The sequence below is a fragment of the Candidatus Nitrohelix vancouverensis genome (assembly GCA_015698305.1).
GTDB classification, from domain to species: domain Bacteria; phylum Nitrospinota; class Nitrospinia; order Nitrospinales; family VA-1; genus Nitrohelix; species Nitrohelix vancouverensis.
The window spans coordinates 1,859,921-1,881,424 of sequence record CP048620.1 but is presented as its reverse complement, the minus strand read 5'-3'; the positions used below and the strand labels follow the sequence as shown (position 1 = coordinate 1,881,424).

Sequence of the window (21,504 nt, the reverse complement as noted above, 5' to 3'; positions counted from 1 at the left end):
TCAGTGCGCGTCCGAGATTACAACTGAGAGTCTGGCAAAACGCCGGTTTGAAAAGGAAGCGAAGAGGATTTTATAATTCGTCGGCGATAACGGCTTTGAGTTTGGTGCGCAATCGGAAGACGGCTTTGGAATGGATCTGCGAGACGCGGGATTCGGTGATGCCGAGCACTTCGCCGATTTCTTTCATGGTGAGTTCTTCGTAATAATACAGCGAGATCATCAGGCGTTCTTTTTCCGGCAAGGCGTCGATCGCTTTTGCAATGATCCCTTTCAATTCCGTGAGTCTCAGTTGGGTCTGCGGGTCGGCTTCGCTTTTTCCAGCCAGACAATCGAGCAGGCTTTGCTGTTCACCCGACTCTTTGGCGATGCCCAGATCTTCAAGGCTCAGCATCGGCATGCTCCGCGTCTGGTTGACCGCGCCATAGAATTCATCCATGGTATAGCCCATCTCTTCCGCCACTTCTTCATCCTCCGGCGGACGTCCCAGCTTCGCCTGTAATTTCTGCACCACCGCATCGATAGAAGAAGCCTTCTGTCTCACCGAACGCGGCACCCAGTCCATCGACCTCAACTCATCGAGAATCGCGCCTCGCACCCGGAACTCCGCGTAGGTTTTGAATTTCGCTCCGCGTCCCGAATCGTATTTGGAAATGGCGTCGATCAAACCCAGCACGCCGACGCTTATCAGGTCGTCCACTTCAATATGCGGCGGCAGTCGCAAGGCGATACGGTTCGCCACATATTTTATCATGGGCGCGTATTCTTTGATGATTTGATCCCGGTTGGCCGGGATGATGTCAATTTCTTCCACTACGGGGTGTTTTTCTATCGTTTAAATATTTATAAAAGCTCACGATTTTTCCTTGCCGGCCGGAGCCTCTTCGACGGTATCCGGGTCTACAGGCGGCGCCTCCGACGAATCAGAACCGTCATCAATCAGATACCTGAGAAACAGGAGGGAGCAGATTCCAAAAATCAACGCCGCCTCGAAGCCGCGAATCAGCGCGGTTAAAAATGTAGAGCCGTTGAGAACGCTTCCAAAAACCATCAATCCAAACGCGACAAAAGCAAATGCAACGGCCAGTTTCCTGGTATTGAGTTCGCTCATTGGATTTGTAAGGCGCTTCTCCAAAACAAAGGCCTGTTCTCCTGTTCGGAAAGCGTCTGCCTCTCATTTGCGATTTTATTCGCAAGTTCCTTCATACACATTCCAACCTTGGAATGCGGGTACAACTCCAGAAAGGGTTGCTGTCTTCGAACCGCTTTGGACACATTCGGGTCGTACACAAGATGCCCGAGGTATTCAACAGACACGCCGCTGAGAAATTTATCCGTGACGGCGGTCAAATGGCGAAACACCCTTTGCGCTTCCAACTCTGCCTTTACGGAATTGATGATCACGCGGAAATGTTTCTGCGCATGGTTTTTGTTCAAGATTTTGATGAGCGCATAAACGTCTGTCAGCGACGTTGGTTCGGCGGTGACGACCAGAATAATCTCATTGGCCGCGCTACAAAAATAGGTGACATTGGTGGAGATGCCCGCGCCGGTGTCGAACAGAAGGAAATCGTAACCGGCGCTCACTCGATCCAACTCGTCCATGAGCACCATTTTCTTTTCGGTGTCCAACTGGGTGAGTTCCTGCAATCCGTCGCCGGCAGGGAGCAAATGAATGCCGCCCGGCCCTTCGATGATGATTTCGTCGACCGTTTTCTCCCCTGACAAGGCATGCCCGATATGGAATTTTGGAGCCAGGCCCAATAAAATATCGATGTTGTTTAATCCCAGGTCTGCGTCTACAACCAGGGTTTTTCGGCCTTGTTTGGATAGCGCGTAAGCCAGATTGGCGACGACATTCGTTTTGCCAACGCCGCCTTTGCCGCTACTGACCGCCAGCGTCCTGAGGTGGGGGCGATTCATCATTCGTCTCGCAATTTTTTTTAATGTCTCCGCCTGATTACCACTTTGCACTTAGACCTCCTAATCTAGCTTGATTTCAGTTAAAAATCAAACTAATTACCTTTTTTTTATTAGCAATTTCAATATCTTCCGGCACTCTCTGGCCGGCCGTGAAATAGGAAAAAGGCAGTCGGGTTCGTAATGAAAAATTTAATAAATTGCCAAAACTCAGGCCTTCGTCCAGTTTGGTGAACAGGGCGCGATCCAATCCCAGAGGCGCGAGTTGTTTGTAAATGGCTTGAGTGGTTTTCGCTTCCGCAGAGGCGCTGAGGGCGAGATGCGTCTCGACCGGGCCGACCGCGTCAAAATAAGTTTTTAATTCACCGGCATAGCGCGTGTCGCTATGCGCGCGTCCCATCGTGTCGATCAAGATCAAATCCTTGTCGCTGTGCCTGCGCATGCATTTCTGAAATTCATATTTATCGGAAGCCAGCTCGACCGGAGTTTTCATGATTTCTCCGTAAATTCGCAACTGCTCAAATGCTCCCATGCGAAAGGCGTCGAGCGTCACCAACGCGACTTTCTTTTTCTGCCTCAGGGCAAAATCGGCGGCGATTTTTGCAATCGACGTCGTCTTGCCCGATCCGGTGGGGCCGACCAGAGCCACGCGTTTACACTCTCCCGGTTTCAATTCCACCGGGCCTTTACAATCCACGAGTTTTTCCATCAATCGCGTCACTTCCTGCTGACAGCTTTTCTCAGACACGACGTCTTGCGATGCGGTTTTACCCAGGAGCTTGCTGGCGATGGTTGAATCGACTCCATTTTCGGTCATCTGATGGAACAGGTTCATTTGCTCCTTCTTCAACCCCAGAGCCTGCGCCCGCTCGCCCTGACTGAGCAGGCCGTAGATCATCGACGACAGATCGAGATCAGAATCTCCCCAGAACGCGGGTTCCCTGCTCTCTTCCGGCGCAACTTCGGCACCCTGCTTCTTCCACTGCCGAACCGCTTCATGATCGACGGCGGCGGTGATTTCCACCCGCTTGGCGGCGCCCTCTTCATTGAGAGAACGCGATTGCAGAATGAGGGCGTCGCCTCCCAGTTCCTTCTTGACCTGGTCCAAAGCGCGCGCGTAATTTTCGGCGTAAAATTTTCTAACCCGCATTGATTCCCACTATTTTCAGGTTTCTGATTTGAACGTTCGATACTATCTCGCCGTGAGAGAGGATGACCAACTCCGGCATGAATCGTTCCGTGAATTTCCTTAAATGTTGCCGGATCATCGGAGACGCCAGCAAGATGGGCGCGGTTTCAAGATTGGGCGTGACCGCCTCCACCGCTTCTTTCAGTCCTTGCAATAATTTCTCCGCAACCGTCGGCTCAAGAGCCAGGAAGGTGGAGGTGTCGGATTTTTGAATCGAGCCTTCCAGAATATCCTCAATGCGTCGATCCAGAGTCATCACCGACAAACTTCCGTCCGCTCCCTGATATTGTTTTGTGATCGGGCGCGCCAGCGATTGTCGGACGTACTCCGTCAACAGATCCGGGTCCGTGGTCTGCGAACCGTAATCCGCAAGGGTTTCCAGAATCGTTCTGAGATCGCGAATGGAAATCTGCTCTTTCAGCAAGTTGCGCAAGACGCGTTGAACCTTGCCAAGGGAGAGTACATTCGGAATCAATTCCTCGATGACCTTCGGATTGCTTTCCTTGAATTTATCAACCAGCGCTTGCGCTTCCTGACGGCCCATCAGCTCATGCGCATGCCGTTTGATGGTTTCCTTGATATGCGTGGTGATGACCGTCGCCGGATCGACCACCGTGTAACCGGCCATCTGCGCTTCCTGTTTGGCCGCCGGAGTGATCCAGACTGCGGGCAGGCCAAAGGTCGGCTCGGTGGTGACGATGCCGTCGATCTCGCGTTCCGCCGTTCCCGGATTCATCGCCAGGATGCGACCCATCATGATCGAGCCGCGCGCCACTTCGACGCCCTTGATCAACACGCCGTATTCGTTGGATTTGAGTTGCAGGTTGTCGCGGATATGAAGCGGCGGAACAATGAATCCCATTTCCAGCGCGAATTGTCTGCGCACCGATTTGATGCGATCGAGCAATTCGCCGTTACGGTCGGAGTCGACCAGCGGAATCAATTCATAACCCACTTCCAGTTCCATCATATCCAGCGGCAGGATGGACTCCACTTTCTCCTGAACCGGAGCCTTGGCCTCGTCTTCCTTCTTACGAGTTTCGACCAGTTTTTTACGATCAATGTCTTTGAACTTCATCATCCCTATAAATCCCGCAAGGAGAGACAATGCGAGAAAAGGAACATGCGGCAGACCGGGGATCAATCCGAAAAAGAACAAGGCGCCCGCCGTGATGAGAAACGCGGTCGGTTGGTTCAGCAATTGTTCGATCAATTCGGCCGGCATGTTCTTGGCCGAGGTCGCTCGCGTGACCACCAGACCGGCGGCGGTGGAAATGACCAGCGCCGGTAATTGCGAAACCAACCCGTCGCCTATCGTCAAGAGGGTATAAACTTGCGCGGCTTCTGCGGCATCCATGCTTTCCTGAAAAACGCCGATGGCGAAGCCGCCGAGAATATTAATCAATGTGATCAGAATACCGGCGATGGCATCGCCGCGTACAAACCGGATGGCGCCGTCCATCGCTCCATAAAAGTCCGCCTCGTGCTCCAGCTTCTCGCGGCGCGCCTTGGCCTCCATGTCCGTGATGATTCCGGCGTTGAGGTCGGCGTCAATACTCATCTGTTTGCCGGGGATGGCGTCCAATGTAAAACGCGCCGCCACTTCCGAGGTTCGCACCGAACCTTTGGTGATAACGATGAAGTTAATCATGACGAGAATGATGAAGATAACCGTGCCCACCACATAGTTGCCGCCGACGACGAAGGAACCGAAAGATTCGATCACCTCTCCCGCCGCCCCGGTTCCCTCTCCGCCGTGCAGGAGGATGACTCGCGTCGTCGCCACATTCAGCGAAAGACGAAGCAGGGTGACGATCAACAGCAAGGATGGGAAGACGGTGAAATCCAAAGCCGACTTCATAAAGATGGAAACAAGAAGAATGACCAGCGCAAAAGTGATGCTGAATGAAAGCAAAATATCCAGCCCCCAGGGCGGAATCGGCATCACCATAACGGCGATGATACCGATGACCCCCATTGCGACGATGGTTTCCGAAGGCTTCGCAAATAAGAGCCTGAAAATGTTGGGTGTCGCCGTTGTTTGCGCCATGATTCTCGTTTCTCGATTCTGATTCAAATAATTGACGTTTTAGACAACCGAGCCGGGCCAAAAACTTATTATTTTTAGTCTATTTAAAGATCAGACCGCCCAGCGGGCCATTCCTGCGCCCTTTTCAATTGGATAATGCAAAGGTTATGCCGTACTTGTCACAATAATAAACGCTTCTAAAAAACGCGACCGGGGCATGAAGGCAGGCGGAATTCTTTTGGGAACTGCTAGAGAGGAACGGGAGGGAATACGAGATAATAAATAAGAGGAGCTAGACTCTGTTCTTGAGGCGATAAACGTAGGCGAGAATCTCCGCCACCGCCTTGTACAGACTGGAAGGAATGATCTGACCGATTTCAACAGTCTTGTAAAGAACGCGCGCCAGCGGCTTGTCTTCAACCAAAGGCACGTCGCTCTTTTTAGCCAGTTCTCGAATACGAGCCGCCATTTCGTCCTGACCTTTGGCGACCACGATCGGAGCCGACGCGCCCTCCGCATCGTATTTGATCGCGACCGAGATATGCGTCGGGTTGGTGATGACCACGTCGGCATGGGGCACCGCCGCCATCATACGCTTGCGCGCCATTTCGTATTGAGCGCTTCGAATGCGTTGTTTGATCTGCGGGTTACCGTCCATTTCCTTGCGCTCATCTTTCACTTCCTGCTTGGTCATGCGCAGGTTTTCAATATAGGTGTATTTTTGAAACGAAAAATCGAGCGCCGCCAGCAGAATCAGCGTCAGCAAAACCTTTATCATGATCTCAATCGACACCTCCCCCAGAAAGACGAGAATCTGTCCGACGCTGTAGCCCATCATAGGAGGGATATCCTCCAAATGCCCCATGATTGAGAAATACGCGACCAGTGAAATGACCGTTATTTTGAAAATGGATTTGAACAATTCCGCCGCTGAATTTTTCGAAAACATGCGACCGAACCCTTTCAATGGGTTCAGCTTGCTCCATTTCGGCGCCAACGGCTTGACTGAAAATTTGAAGCCCTGGGTTTGAAACAGATTCGCAATGATTCCCGCAAGCATGATGGATAACAGAATGGGCGCCAGAATTTGAAACATGCGATCGAGCGTCCACTTGAAAATATTGTAAGACTCTTCAATCGAGAGTTGCGTGGAACCGGCCTGAGACAGAATCTCATGCCAGGCGAAGATCATTTTCAGCGTGAGTTCCTGACCCGCAAACAGAAAGATCGTGATCGACCCTAACAGAATAAACGTTGAGGTGATTTCGCGACTGTTGGCAAAATTACCCTTTTCCTGCGCATCGGTGATGCGCTTGGACGAGGGTTCTTCTGTTTTTTGGTCTTTGTTATCTTCAGCCATGACCCGCCTTCAGGTTCTTATGTCTCAAAACGACTGCATCAAGCCGACAAGTCTTTCCGGCAAAAGCTCAAGCTCGTTTTGTAATACGATATTAAAAAATTCCATTGAAACGCCAAGCATCAACAATCCCGCGCCAATTTGCAGGGGAAAACCGACGATGAAGACGTTCATCTGTGGCACGGTTCGCGCCACCAGGCCGAGGCCGACGGCGATGAAAAAAAGAATCGCCATGATCGGCCCTGCCAGTTTGATCGCCACCGTGAATGCGGAGATGAACAAGGTCAAAATCAATTCAGGCGTGAAGGTGTCGAAATGCAACTCGCGCGTGTTGATCATAAAAAAACTTTGCGTCACCGCCTGGATCAGAATGTGATGCGCGTCGACCGCAAGAAAAATCAGAATCGCCAGAATATTCTGAAACTGCGCGGTGATGGAGACGTTCGACTCGGTCTGCGGATCGATGACGTTGACCACGCCAAAACCCATCTGAAAATCCACGACAGTTCCCGCCAGTTGCACCGTCATGAAAAACAGACGCGCGGCGAAACCTATTGCGAAACCGATCGTGATTTCAGAGAACATATATATCGCCAGCTCAAAAACCCCGCGCATTTCTCCGACGGCGACGGTGGGCTTGACGATAGGGAAAATAGTGATGGCGATCAACAGGGACAGACCGACCTTGATCTGAATGGGAATTTGACGACTGCCCAGAATGGGCACGAACAGGAACATGGCTCCGACCCGAATGAAAATGAAAATGAAACTTTCAATTTCCGCTGTATTCAGATCGACGAGGCCCATTACTGGATGTATTCAGGAAAGTTGATCAGTATGTTTGCCGTGAACGAAATCATGGTCTGCAACAACCAGGGGAAAAATAACAGTACGGCTGTGAACACCGCGAGTATCTTGGGGATGAAGGTCAGGGTCAATTCCTGAATTGAAGTCACCGCCTGAAAGATGGACACCAGCAAACCCGTAACCAGCCCGAAACCCAGCATGGGCGCGGAGAGCAACAAGGTCGTTTTGATGCTGTCCATTGCAAAATCAACAATAAATTCCTGCGTCATGACCGCTCCTTATCCGAAACTTTGCATTAGAGAACCAACCGTCAAATACCAACCGTCCACCATGACAAACAACATGAGTTTGAAAGGGAGCGAAATCAAAACAGGCGGAAGCATCATCATACCCATCGAGAGCAGGATGCTGGCGACCACCATATCGAGAATGAGAAAGGGAATATAAATCATGAAACCGATTTGAAACGCGGTCTTCAATTCGCTGATGATGAACGCCGGGATCAGAGCCTGCAAGGTGATCTCCGCCGGAACATCCTTCCCCTGATCGGAGCTTTCGCTCATTTGCAGAAAGAGAGCGAGATCTTTTTCGCGCGTCTGCGCCATCATGAATCGTTTCAAGGGAGCGGCGGCCACTTCCATGGCCTCCGTTTGCGACATTTGCTCTTCGAGGAAAGGTTGCAGAGCTTTTTCATTGATCTCCATCCAGACCGGACTCATCACGAACATTGTCAGGAACAGGGCCAGACCGATCAAAACCTGCGTCGGCGGCGTCTGCTGGGTTCCCATCGCCTGGCGTAAAAACGAAAGCACGATGATGATGCGTGAAAAAGCCGTGGTCATGATAAGAATAGACGGGGCCAGGGTCAGCACCGTCAGCAGAATCATGATCTGCAAGGCGCTCGAAACTTTTTCCGGTCCCTCGCTGTCTTCAAAGCCAATCTGCACGGTCGGCATGGGCATCGCCCAGCCCTGCGTCGCCGAGAAGGCGATGAACAGGCCCGCCGCAAACAGAATCGCCGCTACATACTTCTTTGTCACAGGGTTCATGCAATGCCAACCTTTCCCATACGTCTGCGGATTTGCGCCGTCACATTGGCGACGGATTCTTGTTTGTCGGACGCCGGCTCGTCAAACTCCTTCATATATTTGTTGAATGCGCTTGCAGGCTCTGGAGCGCTCTCCGCCTTGCGCGCTCTCTCTGTGGCGGGCGCGGCGACTTTCTTTTTCTGAAAACGACGCGTCAGGCTTTCTGTCAGGGGATCGGCGCCGGAGGATTTCAATTTTTCAATCTGCTCCGCGTCGTCGATCTGAGTGAGAAACGAGATGTTGTCTCTGGAGATGCCAAGGGCCAACACTTGCCCTGCCACTTCAACCAGAGCAATATGCTTTCGCGGCCCGAGAAATCCGGTGCCCAGAACTTTGACGACTTTTTCTCCGCCACCGAAAGGAGTATTTTTCAAAATATATTTTTTAAAGATGTAGAACAGGATCAGCATGAAGCCCACGACACAGACCAGCATCCCCGCCATCTTGAAGGCAGAGGGCGCCGTCGCAAAGCCTTCCGACTTTCCGGTCATCCCAACCGCTTTCAAACCCGTCGGTTCCTGCTTGGAACTGCGAGAGGCGATACTGGATTTCAAAGCGGGCGTCGCAGGAACGACGTCTTTATCAGTCTCAGAATAAACCACCACTTCTTTCTGAGCGGGAACCGGCGCGCTGGCCTCCTTTGCGGTCGACGCCGCGCTTTCCAATTCTGCGGCTTCAACCGACTCGGCGGTTTGCGCAAGCAGGCGACTCAGAAAATCCGTTTCCTTTTTCTGGATATGAACTTTTAAGGAATTGCCTCTGGGCGTTAAATCAAAACCGCCGCTCGGGCTGTCGGAGTTCTCGTCAAAAATAAATCGAACGCGGACCGTTTCGGAATCGTATTGAGCCAGATAGATTTGAGGAATATGAGAATCTTGAGTGGAGATATATTGTTTGGGCGGGTCAATGTAGGCGCCCGGCAAATCGAACTGCGCCGATTTCTGGTAGTAAACCGTTTTGCCAAACTCTTTAACGGGGTTCTTGAACTCGAGATGAACCACCATCGCATCTTCTCCTCGAACCACGGAGACATCGTTCAACCGGTTCAGGGAGCTTAAATCCGCCATTGCATGGCTTGATGCCGGGATGAAGAGAATCAGCGGCAAGGTCCAGGCAATCATTTGTCGTAATACATTCATGGTATGACCCTTTACAATTTTTTCGTCCAATAACGTCAAAAATACCGTCATCTTTCAATCTATTGACGTTTAATTGCAATGGTCGTACCTTTTTGAAAAACTTGAGAAAAAAATTACAGGAGGGATTATACAGGCAGGGGTGAAGAAAAACTCCCCGGCGGGAGCCGGGGTTTTTCAAATGAGTCTCTGAATCGCGCGAGTCTGTCTCTGCGCCGTTAAAATAATGGGTCTCTGAGCCGCGCGGGCCTTTCCTGGCGCCGTCAAATTAAGGTCAGGATCAGCCCAGCGACTGCACCCGTTCCATCGGCGAGATGATATCGGTGAGACGCACGCCAAACTTTTCGTTGACCACGACCACTTCGCCGCGCGCCACCAGTTTCTGGTTGACCAGCACTTCCAGAGGCTCGCCCACCAGTTTGGTGAGTTCCACAACGGAGCCTTGGCCCAATTGCAGAAGATCGTTGATCAACATCTTACAGCGACCGAGTTCAACGGTCACGGTTAGGGGAATGTCCAGAATCAGATCCAGGTCTCGGCTTTCCCGGTCCCCGTGTCCGCCTTCAATGTCTCCAATGTCTCCGCCACCTTCGCCGTCGCCGCCAATATCGTCCAGGTCGTCTATCGAATCAAAATCGTCCATTCCATCTTCGGCCATAGCGCTACCCTTCTCTCTTGATGATTTCAGTTATTTGTATGCTTTTATTCCCACGCGATACGCCAGGGAAGCCCTTGAATTTGGGAATCCCTTCGATCTTCATGATCAATGGATCCGTCACGTCGTTACCGAGCATGAAGGTGTCGCCGGGTTTCCACTTCAATAATTGTCCGGGGTGGATGTCCTTGGTTCCCAATTCGACCACCACGCTGGCTTCGGTGCTGAGCAACTCAGACCTCAGCCGACGCACCCAGACCTGGTCGACTTCCATTTCTTCGGATTGGAACTGCGCTTTCAATTTCGGGATCACCGGTTCGATCGCCGCGTAGGGCAGACACACCGTGATGGACCCCGAAATATTCTCCATTTCAATTTCGAACAAAATAACCAGAACGATGTCGGTTGGAGGCACGATGGCGGCAAACTGCGGGTTGACCTCGGAGCGCACATAGTTGGTCGATACCGGATGCACCGGCTTCCAGGCCTTTTCCCAGTCTTCCAGAGCGCTCAAGACCACGTTCTTGGTCATTCGAATTTCGATTGCGCTGAAATCGCGCCCGGTGATCTTCGCTTCCTGCGTGCCGACGCCGCCGAAAAAAGTATCGACAACAGCAAACACCAGCTTGCTTTCAATCACGATCAAACCATGCCCGCGCAGGGGTTCCATTCGAAAAATATGCAGACTCGAAGGAACGGGAAGCGAACGGAGAAACTCGCCAAACTTGACGGTATCCGTCGACACCGTGCTGACGTCTGCGGACTTTCTCATCAATGTGGAAAAGGTGTTCCTGAACAACCGGGAAAACATCTGGTTGATGATGTCCAGGGTTGGCAGTCGCCCCCGAATGATCTTTTCCTGACTGGTCAGGTCATAGGGAACGACGCCGGAGACCTCTTCCGGTTCGTCGGACTCGGTTTCTACATCGCCTTCGTTAACGCCTCGTAGCAGGGCGTCAACTTCAGATTGGGATAAGACTTCACTCATTTAGTCGCAATTCAAAAAGATGGATAGTGTCTCAATCAAAATTATATCACTGAATAATGAACTCGGTGAAATAGGCGTCCTTGATATGCCCTAGCACCAGGAAACGATTGACGCGCGTCGTGATTTCATCTTTCAGACGAAATTTACCCTGAACGGAATACACGTCTTCAAAGGTCTTGCTACTCAGCAGAACCAGAATCGAGTCCGTAATTTTCTGCACGTTTTCCTTGATCTCGGAATGAACCTCAGGAGCGCTGAGCTCCATCGAAATCGTCACCTTCAAAAATCGTTTGCCGCCGCTCCCGGCCAGATTCACGATGAATGGGTCGAGCGGATACATGACGCCAAGCGTCGGGGCCTCTTCAACTACGGCAGGCGTCTCGCCTTCCTGTCCCTCTTCAAGCGGTTGCTCTGCAGGAGCCGCGCCATCGACTGCCGCAGGAGGCGCCTTGATGAAATTGGTGTAGGCGTACCAGCCGCCTCCACCCAGAACCGCCAGACCAACGACGATGCCGATGATTTTCATTAACGGCGAGCCCTTCTCAGGCGCCGCTTCCGCCGCTTCCAGCTCTTCCAGTAAGTCCTGATCCTCTGCCATCTAAATTCCTCCCAGGGGTCGTGAGCGACCGTTGGAGACGTTTTTTAAGAACCTTTCGGCCCAATCCCGCCCCTCGCTCTTGTTTCGGGGCGGCCTTGTCAAAAGAATATTAAATTCACACGATATCGTAAAAAGCAAAATATATGCCACGCTATACAAATTCGGACAAAGCCTCGAATCCACTCTATTTAAATGCTTTATCCATATAGCCTTGGCAAATTCAAAACGCTTTTAAAAACTGACCGGAATTGCCAATAATTTGACGATCAATTTTAACATAATGAATAACTAAAAACTATTCAATTACTTAACGACTATTCTCAAAATTTCTAAAGACACTCGACCGCTTTGTTTATTTTTAAAGCGCCCTCATATATTAATGCCCGAATAATACGCATTTATTTTCGACCTGGGTTCAACTGCAGATTTCCAAAGAACAGACCTTTAATATTAAACCTTTTAAATATATAGCTTTAAAAGCTAATTAGCGGGATTCCTGAAAAACAACATCACTTGGTACAGGATTTGAAAATAAGCATTCAGAAGCGATTCTGTGGGCAATAACAATGTCGCAATTTCATCATTCCACTTCATTCGATGAAATGCAATTAACGGAAGATCAACCTGAATCAAGGAGTTGGATCTCATGCTAACCGGGAAGCACAATTACAAACTAATTTTACTGACCCTCTTCTCTATTGTGGCGCTTGCGGAACCTGTCCACGCCGAAGAAGTCGCGAAGATCAATTATGCCGATACGGCCTGGATCATGGTCTCCTCAGCTTTGGTGATGCTCATGCTTCCTGGCCTGGCCTTGTTTTACGGCGGCATGGTCCGCCGGAAAAACGTATTGAGCACCCTCATGCACAGCTTTGTTCCTCTCGGCGTTGTCACCATTCAATGGGTGGTGATCGGCTATTCCCTCGCCTTTGGGGCCGACATCGGCAGTTTTGTCGGCGGGCTGGACAAGATGTTTCTGGCTGGGATCACTATGAATACGCTCAGCGGAACGATCCCCGAATTATTGTTCTGCATGTTCCAACTGATGTTTGCCATCATCACCGCCGCCCTGATCAGCGGCGGCATCGCCGAGCGGGTCGATTTTAAGGCCTATGTCGTCTTCATCGCGGTTTGGACCACGCTGGTCTACGATCCTATTTGCCACTGGGTCTGGGGCGGCGGCTGGTTGGGCGAACTGGGCGCGCTGGATTTTGCAGGCGGCACCGTCGTCCACATATCATCCGGCGTAGCGGCTCTGGCGGCGGCGATGGTTCTGAAAAAACGCAAAGGCTTTCCCGGGCGTCTGATGATTCCTCACAGCCTCCCCTTAACCTTGCTGGGCGCGGGACTGCTCTGGTTCGGCTGGTTTGGCTTCAACGCAGGCAGCGCCCTGGCCGCTAACGAAACCGCCGTGCTCGCCTTCACCAACACGCAAATCGCGACGGGAGCGGGTCTGCTGGGCTGGCTCGCCGCTGAATATTACAAAGTGGGAAAGGCCAGCGCATTGGGAGCCGCTTCGGGGATCGTCGCGGGTCTGGTCGCCATCACCCCCGCCGCAGGCTTTGTGGAACCGCTGTGGGCCATCGTGATCGGATTCGCCGCAGGCGTTATCTGTTACGCCGCCGTGATCATGAAAATTAAAATGGGTTACGACGACTCGCTCGACGCCTTTGGCATTCACGCCGTTGGCGGCGCCTGGGGCGCTCTCGCAACGGGATTATTCGTCACCGTGGGCGGAACCGGACTGCTTGCGGGCGATGTCAAGCAAGTCATGATTCAGATTGTAGGGATCGCCGCCGCCGCGGCCTATTCTTTCATCGTCACCTACGGCCTGGTGGTTCTTCTGGAGAAAACCATGGGCTTCCGCGTTGACGACGAGAACGAAGAAATCGGCCTCGACAACACGCAACATGGAGAAACGGCATACAATCTGGTTTGATGAACACAGCCAGGTGATCGGGACGCAATCCGTCTCGCGTCGCCTGGCTTGTTATATCAAGCCTAAGCCATTCTAAATTATGGCATATTAGGTTTGACACCTTGGGAAATTTGATTACAATTTAACGACCGAAGATATTTTAAATCCAAACTCCAAAACAAACGCCTGTGCGCAGACCTTGGGGAACCAATTTCTTGGAGGAGATTGCAGAATGAAAAAAATAAGCGCCGCCTTACTAACAAGCCTGTTACTTTGCGGAACCTATTCCGACAGCGCCCGCGCCGACTCGGCTATGGAAATCTTAAAAGACATTGAAGTTCACGGCTTTGCCTCGGCATCTTATAATTATAATTTTCATAATCCCAAATCGCCCACCAACGGCAACTCGACCAACCGAATTTTTGACCGCGATTCCAATTCCTTCAAATTTGACGTGGGCGAACTCGTGCTGGTCCGCGAAACTCCCAACGTCGGCGACATCGGTTTTCGCACCGATCTGACCTACGGATTCAGCTTGCCTGAAGTCGCAAAATCGACTGCAAGCGCCGGCGACGTTCAAACGCATGATTTTGACTTACAACAAGGCTATGTATCGTATCGGGCGCCCATCGGCAACGGCCTGCAAATCGACGGCGGTAAATTCATAACGCATATCGGCGCGGAAGTGATCGAAGGCTACGACGGATGGAACAGCAATATTTCCCGTTCCTTCATGTTCGGCCTCGCCATTCCCTTCACGCACACCGGTGTGCGCGCCATCTACGACGTGAACGAAAAAGTCAGCGTACTCGGCATGATCGCCAACGGCTGGGACAACACGACCGACAACAACAACGATAAAACTCTGGGCGCTCAAATCGCCTACGCCGCGTCCGACGACGTTAATATCCTGTTCAACTGGGCAGGCGGCGGCGCTTCCTCCGCCAACAATAATTCCGACTGGCGCAATATCTGGGATGTCGTGGTCGACGTCGCTCTCACGGACAAGACCTTCATGCAATTGAACTTCGACTACGGCACGCAAGAATCCGCGTCTCTCGCTCGCCTGCGCGACGATGCTGAATGGTGGGGCGTGGCGGCTATTCTGCGTCACGACTACAACAAATGGTTCTCTATGAACGCGCGCGGCGAATTTTTTAACGACGACGACGGCTTTCGCGCCAACGTGACGACGGGACAGAAAATGTGGGAGCTCACCCTCACCCCGGAAATTCGCGTGAACCAGAACTTTGTGTTCCGCGTTGAATACCGACACGACGAATCGACCGCCCTCGCCTTCAACGATGGCTCCAACAATCAGCTCAATTCCAGTCAGGATACAGTCGCCGCCAACGCGCTGTTCTACTTCTAAACGTTTAGAATCGCTTCGGCGGGAGATAGCTAACTCCCGTCGAAGCGCATCCTACGATTTTTAATTCCCACCTATTTCTGTTAAATCGGTTTATTCTCCCTTCCAGACCGATTACAATATTTTTAAATAGCGGCCAAACTTTTTAAACGGGTCCTTACTCAGAGTTTCGCGCGTTAGCCGAAGCTCTCGACCCGACTGCAATGCCTCGAGCTGAAACTTTATAGAAAATGTTGAGCCACACTCAAAACTCCGTCGTCTACCTGATGTTCCTGAGCGGACTGCTGTTCCTCGGACTTAACTTTGTCGCGTCATGCATGGTGAACCCTGGCCCGAAACGTGGGAAACGTTTTGGTTATCTGTTCATCGTCGTCGCCCTGCTGACCTTTCTCATTCAGGAAGAATACAGCGTCATGTTATCCCTCGACTTCACGCGCGAGATGGCCAGAAACATACTTCTCGCAGGCTTGAGTTTACCGGTTTTTTTTATCTCTCTCTTTTACTACCGCGTCAAGGCCAAGCGGGAAAAACAATCCACGACACAAAGCATAGAGACAACACATGGTAACGATTGATTTACGAAGCGACACGCTGACCCAACCCACCCAGGAAATGCGAGACGCGATGGCCACAGCTGAGGTTGGCGACGACGTCTTTGCAGAAGACCCCAGCATCAACCAGCTAGAACAATTAGCCGCACAAAAACTGGGCAAAGCGAAAGGCCTGTTCGTTCCCAGTGGAACGATGGGGAATCTGATTTGCCTCCTGACCCATTGCGCACGGGGCGATGAAATTATCGTTGGCGATCAAAGTCATATCTTCCTCAACGAAGTCGGCGGCGCCTCCGCCCTGGGCGGCATCATCATGCGTACTGCGCCTAACCTGAAAGACGGTCGCATTCACTTGAACGATCTTGAAAAAGCCATTCGCTCGTCTGACATGCATTTTCCCGTCACCCGACTCATCGCTCTGGAAAACACGCATAATTATTGTCAGGGTTCTCCACTGACCACCGACTACACACGCGAAGCCACCCAACTCGCTCACGACCATGGACTGGCAACGCATTTGGACGGCGCGCGACTGTTCAACGCCGCAGAGGCTCTCAGTGAGAAAGCCGAGAAACTGGCAGAGGGGTTTGACTCCGTTATGTTTTGTTTTTCCAAAGGGCTGTCCGCTCCAGTTGGCTCGATGATATGCGCAAGCGAAGCATTCATTCAACGCGCGAGGAAGGTCAGGAAAATGCTTGGGGGAGGAATGAGGCAGGCGGGACACCTTGCCGCCGCAGGACGGATCGCCCTGGAAACAATGACCGATAGATTGAGCGAAGATCGCATGAATGCTCAATACTTTGCTCAGTCTCTTGCAACTATAGAAGGGATACGAATTGATCCAGAGGAAATCAAAACAAACATCGTTTTCTTTGACATGACGCGCAAATCGGTTTCGGCTCAAGACTTCCTCGCAAAAACATCTGCGCAGGGACTCAAAATATTAAATTTGAGAGGCCCCGCCTTCAGGGCCGTGTTTCACCGCGAAATCACAAGAGAACATAGTGAACAAGCGGTAGAAATCATAAAATCAGCGCTTGCTACATGATTACAGTTTGACAATTTACAAAAGTCTCAATAGAATGTAAGTTTAATTTTATCGACGAATTTCTCAAAGGCTCCCAAATGGAAATGCAAGAAACCCTGCAACTGGTCAAAGAAGCGCAAAACGTAGTCAAAAGCCGTTTTTTACTTTGTATTCTAGTTGCACAACGCATCCATCAAATAGAAAAAGGAGCACAACCCACCATCGATGTCGATCCGGCAGAATATGCTTCGCCTAAAAAATTCTTTGAACTCGCTCTTCGCGAAATCAATGACGGCAATATGGATCTAGAACAAGTTTCCGAAGAAGATTGATCGCCGCAATACCCTTCTGCAACATCTTTCAGAATATACGACTTCTCTCGCAATCCCGCTGAGACTCTTCTAAAACTAGCATCTGCACATAGCCAAAATTGCTAATGACTCAGGCTTTAAAGCCTGCAGTCTCCTGCTGCCGCATTAAGTTGTGTAACTCTCCAATACCCCAGTCTTCCCGCTAGTAGCACAAAATTCCCCTACCCTTCGGGCTCATGCCATAAGGAGTTCGCCCCTTATCACGCCCCAATTCTTGACTCCCGATACCATTTACCCCTGGCACAATCCATGGTAATTCTACTTAAAGTATCCTGTCTTCATCCAATAAAAAAAGGCCCGCCGAAACCGGCGGGCCTTTAGTCTAATACTTACTTATCAGTTATACAGGAAGTTCATCCCGTTTAACTTTGCCTTCGTCATACATCTTGCGAGTTCTTCGAGTCATCCAAACCAACCAACCCTGAAACCCTGCGAAAGCGCAACCCATGATAACGGCATTGTAATAAATCGATGTCGGAATCGAAGGTTTAAGAATCGTGTAATACCAGGTCGAAATGGCCATGTGCTCGTCCTTCTCGTGATCACGACCCGACCATTGCATGAAAGCTACCGGGATAAACTGTTTCTTCGGAATTTGAACTTCCAGATTATCCGCATTCTCCGTCGTCAAAGTACGACGGAACAGTACTTTCACACGTCCCTGTATGAACTTGGAGTCAACAACTTCAACAACCGTATTGTCCCTGACCGTTACCGCGTCAAAGCCATTACCGTTCAACTCCTCAACTTTCATATCCAACTCATAACCTTCAGGCTTTGGAGCCGCAGAAGCGCGGTAATTCTTAGCCAGAAAACTTGCGCGCCAGATATGTACAGGTTTCTTGGAGTCGCCAAAGATGAAATAAGGCTTCTCAGCGCCGAAGAGATCCTGCAACTGTGCAGGCCATTCGATTGCCACCATATCTCTCCATTCCGGATCTTCAGAAAGGAAACGATCATGGTATTCAACCAGGTAGTAAACAGCATTCTCTTCTTCACTCCAACGAGACGTTACCCAGAGGTTGTCGACTTTAGGATCAAAATTTCGCTTACCGCGAGTGATCTGACCTGCCATCGCAATGTAGTTACGTCGAGGTCGTTGAATAGAACCCCATTCTTCAGCATACTCTTCAGAGTCTCTCCAGCCGGTGATCTTGGGATCAGCGTCGGGAGTGGTCCACATCGGATCATCAATCGTTTTAGCAACCGGACCTTCAGTAAACTCTGAACTGATGAGGAAGTCATTGACCGGTTTGTTAGCGAGCGGATCAATGTTCTTTCTCGGACACAAAGAGTTAACGAATGCCGCCAACTTCCAACGATCTTCCACAGTGATCTGATCTTTGAAGTTAGGCATCGGCGTGCCGTTCAAACCGGTGGAGATGGTTCGTACAACGTTGAAAGGATCGTAATGATTCCTTCGGCTACCGCGGAAGTTCCAGCATTGCTGCCAGTCCGCCGCAACGATCGGGAATCCCCAGTCGTCTTTCATCGTCGGGTTACCATCACCGCGACCTTCGCCGCCGTGACACTCGAAGCATTTATTTTTGATAAAGATTTCTTTACCTGCGTCAACCGCTTCCTGAGGAATCCCCAAATGATAGGGACCTTTGGTTCCCCAAGGATTCGTACCGAAATCCTGGGTGAAAACTTCTTCATCCGAATCGTCGAAACTACGATCCTGAACCAAAGTCTTAACGAAGTTAACAACAGCTACGATTTCATCTTTCTTCAATACATTACCCCAAGGCGGCATTGCAGAACCCGGAAGTCCGTTAGTTACCGTCTTGATCAAATCTTCTTCCAATGGCAATTCACCAGAATCCGTAACCCGGATCTTGAAAGTACCCTGAATGAAGTTTCGGGGGCGGGTGAAAAGACGATCCGCTGCCGGGCCGTCTCCTCCGCCTTCAACGCCGTGACACCAGACGCATCGCTTGAAGTAAATTTTCTTACCTTGCTCAAGCACGTCTTTTTTCACCGCGTCTGCCGGGGCTGCGAACGATACAGCGGGGGTCAAGAACCCCACCGCCATCGCCAGCAACATCCAGCGCAGTGTTTTGAAATGTTTGTTAGCACTTAACATGGTTCACCATTTTATGAATAGGTTAATTAACCGGATTTAATAATTAACTAAATTATTCTCCACCACCTGAAGCAGATTCGGTATCGAATGTTCGTGGATGCCAGCCCGTGTACCAGTATTCAAACAGGATGACCTTCCACATTTCATCGGTATTCAAATGCTCTTCCCAAGGTGGCATTGCAGACGACCAAGGCGTCGATTCATTGGGCAGACCCGGTCCGCCCTTTGCAACACGCCAGAACAGAAAGGACTCTCTCAACATCGCAATCGTACCCGGATCGACAAAGTTTGCCGGAGTCGGGTTGAATACATGAGAGAACATGCCCAGACCATTCAACTGATCGCCATGACAATAATGGCAGTTTTGAAAGAATACCGTTCCGCCTTCCGTGACGTACTTCATGTACTCCTGCTTATCGGCGTCAAGGAAAGGGAAGCTGTCTTTATAGTTATCCTGTTCGTCAATACGAAACGGGTTCGTCTGACCTTCCAGGGTGTACGTTTTTCCATGAACCTTGGTGGTAGCCGGTGGAGCAGGGTGAACCGTTCTAAGCTCCACTGGCTCCTGGAAAATCGGATACAGCGCTTTATAAGTGCCAAAACCTACGAGAAAAGGCAGGAGCGTGAAAACGATCAGCTGAGCCGCCTTGTATTCGCCAACGATCGTTTTCACGATCGGCGCGCGAAATTCCCGAAAGGTGATCGGATCCTGACTGATATACAGGAAGGTACCGATCGACCACAACATCATGTAAGTGATGAAGAGGGTCCATGGAATCGGGGGATACAAAATCCACTTATAAAAGTAGAAACCCAGCGCCCAGACCATAGTGGCCCGGAACGCCATAGCAGGTTTCAATTTCATCGCGAGATGAAGGAAAATTACCGCGAAAACCATGATCAGGTAATATGAATACCGGTTCATGATCCAGCCAGCCTCTTTGGGCGTAAAAATGGGGAACAACACATTATGAAAAACACCCAAGGTGGCAACAAATACTATCAGACTTAATAGTGTCTTATTCATGTTGTCTCCTTAGCCCTCAGCTTTGGTTTGGCTGATAAAATCAACCAGCTTATCAATCGCCTGCACTGACAGCTTGTTTTTAAAATCCTGGGGCATCAATCCATCTGCGTAAGGCTCCCCAGCTTCTTCATTGAACACTACGAACGCACTCGGATCGAGAATGGATTCCCGGACATACTCCTTGGTGTTCGTAGCCTTCCCTTTATAGTTTGGATCTTTGATGCGGTTCGGTGCATTGGTGGCCTCATGCAACGGAGGTCCCAAAGCGCCCAACGCGCCTTCAACGCCAGGAATCACATGACACAAAGGACAACCCAGCGTATTAATGATTTCTTCAACAGGCTCATTACCTGTCACAAACGTTGGAGCCTCTTCATCACTACCAGAATCTTCAGCCGGAGCTTCAGCCTGAGCAGTTGGGAGAGGAACCGTTACCTTGGAGAAATCGCCCGGCGTATCCATAGACTGCAGGAAGGCGATTACCGCATTCAACTCAACCGGAGTCAAGCTGATCGGAGGCTTGGAAATAACCGGCATCGGGCTTTTTGTATCGCCGTCGCCGCCAAAGCCTTCAACAACGTAACAGGAAGGACACATCAGAGATTCTCTCAAATAGTCCTCGCCAATCAAATCAGGACTGCCTGATCGGCGATATGCTTCATCAACCTGATCCGGAGCGCCTTTAACAACACCCGTCGCAGGCTCTGTCTCTCCGATAGCTACCGGACTTGTCGCATATCTATCTTCTTTAACACGCGTCTCAGCCCTCTCGCCAATACCGAACAGGTTCGGACATCGACCCATGTGATCCGCAGGATCAAAGGTATGACACAAAGGACACTGGCCTTTACCAATCGACTTCTGACCTGCGACCTGTTTCGCGCCATATACAATGACGCGACCCATGTCTACAAATTGCTCCATAGTGATGTCATCACTGATCGCGGCCGCTTTTGGCGGTGGATCCGAGCGCTGCTGCGGCAACCAGTTGCTGTAACCCGCGAGCAGAATCGAAACCGTACACCAGAAGAACGCCCCGCGAATGATTGGAGGGGATTGATTTTGAATGTTCTCGTTCTTAAAGAACATCCCCCAGACCAGCAAGGTTATTAACACCGCCAACACCTGCCACGGAACAAATGCCATTTGGTCAGCCTGAACCAAATCAAACATGTGGACGGTCAGAAACATATTGAGCACAAAACCAGCTCCGAAAATAGAACCCCAGAGCTTACCGTTAACCGTTTCCCTCTCCCTGCTATGTTGAATCACGTTAATGAACACATAGAGGGAGAACAGCGAAAACATGATCGTCAGGTAAGACCATAGGATGTCATGCTGTTCTGGTAGCATCCCTAACTCCTCTCCTTTGAATACTTAAAAATAACTAA

At 50.7% G+C, this 21,504-nt stretch carries 21 protein-coding genes; 5 read left to right on the top strand and 16 right to left on the bottom strand.

Going from position 1 to position 21,504, the window contains the following annotated elements:
• Positions 1–70 precede the first annotated feature (70 nt).
• The 13 genes from G3M78_08630 to G3M78_08570 form a co-directional block, all read right to left on the bottom strand.
• Positions 71–829 (bottom strand): FliA/WhiG family RNA polymerase sigma factor, encoded by a 759-nt coding sequence (locus tag G3M78_08630; protein ID QPJ66813.1) that lies wholly within the window; start codon positions 827–829, stop codon positions 71–73.
• A 21-nt stretch (positions 830–850) separates the two neighbouring features.
• Complete coding sequence (locus G3M78_08625; protein ID QPJ65451.1) at positions 851–1,108, bottom strand: hypothetical protein; 258 nt, start codon at positions 1,106–1,108, stop codon at positions 851–853.
• Positions 1,105–1,971 carry a MinD/ParA family protein gene (locus G3M78_08620; GenBank protein QPJ65450.1) on the bottom strand — a complete coding sequence of 289 codons (867 nt, stop codon included), beginning with the start codon at positions 1,969–1,971 and terminating at the stop codon, positions 1,105–1,107. Before G3M78_08620 ends, G3M78_08625 begins: the two co-directional genes overlap by 4 nt.
• Before the next feature lie 25 nt (positions 1,972–1,996).
• Positions 1,997–3,067: a flagellar biosynthesis protein FlhF gene (locus G3M78_08615; protein ID QPJ65449.1), complete on the bottom strand. Its 1,071-nt coding sequence runs from the start codon at positions 3,065–3,067 to the stop codon at positions 1,997–1,999.
• The gene (gene flhA, locus G3M78_08610; GenBank protein QPJ65448.1) at positions 3,057–5,156 is read right to left on the bottom strand and encodes a flagellar biosynthesis protein FlhA; all 2,100 of its coding nucleotides are present in this window, start codon (positions 5,154–5,156) and stop codon (positions 3,057–3,059) included. Before flhA ends, G3M78_08615 begins: the two co-directional genes overlap by 11 nt.
• 271 nt (positions 5,157–5,427) lie before the next feature.
• Positions 5,428–6,495 carry a flagellar biosynthesis protein FlhB gene (gene flhB / locus G3M78_08605; GenBank protein ID QPJ65447.1) on the bottom strand — a complete coding sequence of 356 codons (1,068 nt, stop codon included), beginning with the start codon at positions 6,493–6,495 and terminating at the stop codon, positions 5,428–5,430.
• Positions 6,496–6,519: 24 nt separating this feature from the next.
• Positions 6,520–7,299, bottom strand: coding sequence for a flagellar biosynthetic protein FliR (fliR, locus tag G3M78_08600; protein QPJ65446.1), 780 nt, complete (start codon positions 7,297–7,299; stop codon positions 6,520–6,522).
• Positions 7,299–7,568: a flagellar biosynthesis protein FliQ gene (gene fliQ, locus G3M78_08595; GenBank protein QPJ65445.1), complete on the bottom strand. Its 270-nt coding sequence runs from the start codon at positions 7,566–7,568 to the stop codon at positions 7,299–7,301. Before fliQ ends, fliR begins: the two co-directional genes overlap by 1 nt.
• A 9-nt stretch (positions 7,569–7,577) precedes the next feature.
• Complete coding sequence (gene fliP / locus G3M78_08590; protein ID QPJ65444.1) at positions 7,578–8,348, bottom strand: flagellar type III secretion system pore protein FliP; 771 nt, start codon at positions 8,346–8,348, stop codon at positions 7,578–7,580.
• Positions 8,345–9,526 (bottom strand): FliO/MopB family protein, encoded by a 1,182-nt coding sequence (locus G3M78_08585; GenBank protein QPJ65443.1) that lies wholly within the window; start codon positions 9,524–9,526, stop codon positions 8,345–8,347. Before G3M78_08585 ends, fliP begins: the two co-directional genes overlap by 4 nt.
• Positions 9,527–9,803: 277 nt before the next feature.
• A complete protein-coding gene (gene fliN, locus G3M78_08580; protein QPJ65442.1) occupies positions 9,804–10,181 on the bottom strand; it encodes a flagellar motor switch protein FliN in 378 nt (125 codons plus the stop codon).
• A 4-nt stretch (positions 10,182–10,185) separates the two neighbouring features.
• Positions 10,186–11,166, bottom strand: a complete 981-nt coding sequence (gene fliM / locus G3M78_08575) for a flagellar motor switch protein FliM (GenBank protein ID QPJ65441.1) — start codon at positions 11,164–11,166, stop codon at positions 10,186–10,188.
• 46 nt (positions 11,167–11,212) lie between these two features.
• A complete protein-coding gene (locus tag G3M78_08570; protein ID QPJ65440.1) occupies positions 11,213–11,764 on the bottom strand; it encodes a hypothetical protein in 552 nt (183 codons plus the stop codon).
• A 646-nt stretch (positions 11,765–12,410) separates the two neighbouring features.
• On the opposite strand from G3M78_08570, the gene G3M78_08565 reads away from it, so the two are divergent.
• The 5 genes from G3M78_08565 (at position 12,411) to G3M78_08545 (ending at position 16,961) form a co-directional block, all read left to right on the top strand.
• Positions 12,411–13,703, top strand: a complete 1,293-nt coding sequence (locus tag G3M78_08565) for an ammonium transporter (protein QPJ65439.1) — start codon at positions 12,411–12,413, stop codon at positions 13,701–13,703.
• A 211-nt stretch (positions 13,704–13,914) separates the two neighbouring features.
• Positions 13,915–15,054 (top strand): porin, encoded by a 1,140-nt coding sequence (locus G3M78_08560; GenBank protein ID QPJ65438.1) that lies wholly within the window; start codon positions 13,915–13,917, stop codon positions 15,052–15,054.
• A gap of 227 nt (positions 15,055–15,281) precedes the next feature.
• Positions 15,282–15,626: an RTA1 domain-containing protein gene (locus tag G3M78_08555; GenBank protein QPJ65437.1), complete on the top strand. Its 345-nt coding sequence runs from the start codon at positions 15,282–15,284 to the stop codon at positions 15,624–15,626.
• Positions 15,613–16,650 carry a low-specificity L-threonine aldolase gene (gene ltaE / locus G3M78_08550; protein QPJ65436.1) on the top strand — a complete coding sequence of 346 codons (1,038 nt, stop codon included), beginning with the start codon at positions 15,613–15,615 and terminating at the stop codon, positions 16,648–16,650. The genes G3M78_08555 and ltaE overlap by 14 nt, the downstream gene beginning before the upstream one ends.
• 83 nt (positions 16,651–16,733) lie before the next feature.
• Positions 16,734–16,961 carry a DNA-directed RNA polymerase subunit omega gene (locus G3M78_08545; GenBank protein ID QPJ66812.1) on the top strand — a complete coding sequence of 76 codons (228 nt, stop codon included), beginning with the start codon at positions 16,734–16,736 and terminating at the stop codon, positions 16,959–16,961.
• Positions 16,962–17,340: 379 nt separating this feature from the next.
• On the opposite strand, the gene G3M78_08540 is transcribed toward G3M78_08545, so the two are convergent.
• From G3M78_08540 to G3M78_08530, 3 genes are read right to left on the bottom strand one after another with little or no spacing between them, the layout of a single operon-like run.
• Positions 17,341–19,086, bottom strand: coding sequence for a c-type cytochrome (locus G3M78_08540; protein QPJ65435.1), 1,746 nt, complete (start codon positions 19,084–19,086; stop codon positions 17,341–17,343).
• Positions 19,087–19,138: 52 nt separating this feature from the next.
• Complete coding sequence (locus G3M78_08535; protein ID QPJ65434.1) at positions 19,139–20,113, bottom strand: cytochrome c; 975 nt, start codon at positions 20,111–20,113, stop codon at positions 19,139–19,141.
• A gap of 9 nt (positions 20,114–20,122) precedes the next feature.
• The gene (locus tag G3M78_08530; protein QPJ65433.1) at positions 20,123–21,466 is read right to left on the bottom strand and encodes a cytochrome C; all 1,344 of its coding nucleotides are present in this window, start codon (positions 21,464–21,466) and stop codon (positions 20,123–20,125) included.
• Between the last annotated feature and the right edge of the window lie 38 nt (positions 21,467–21,504).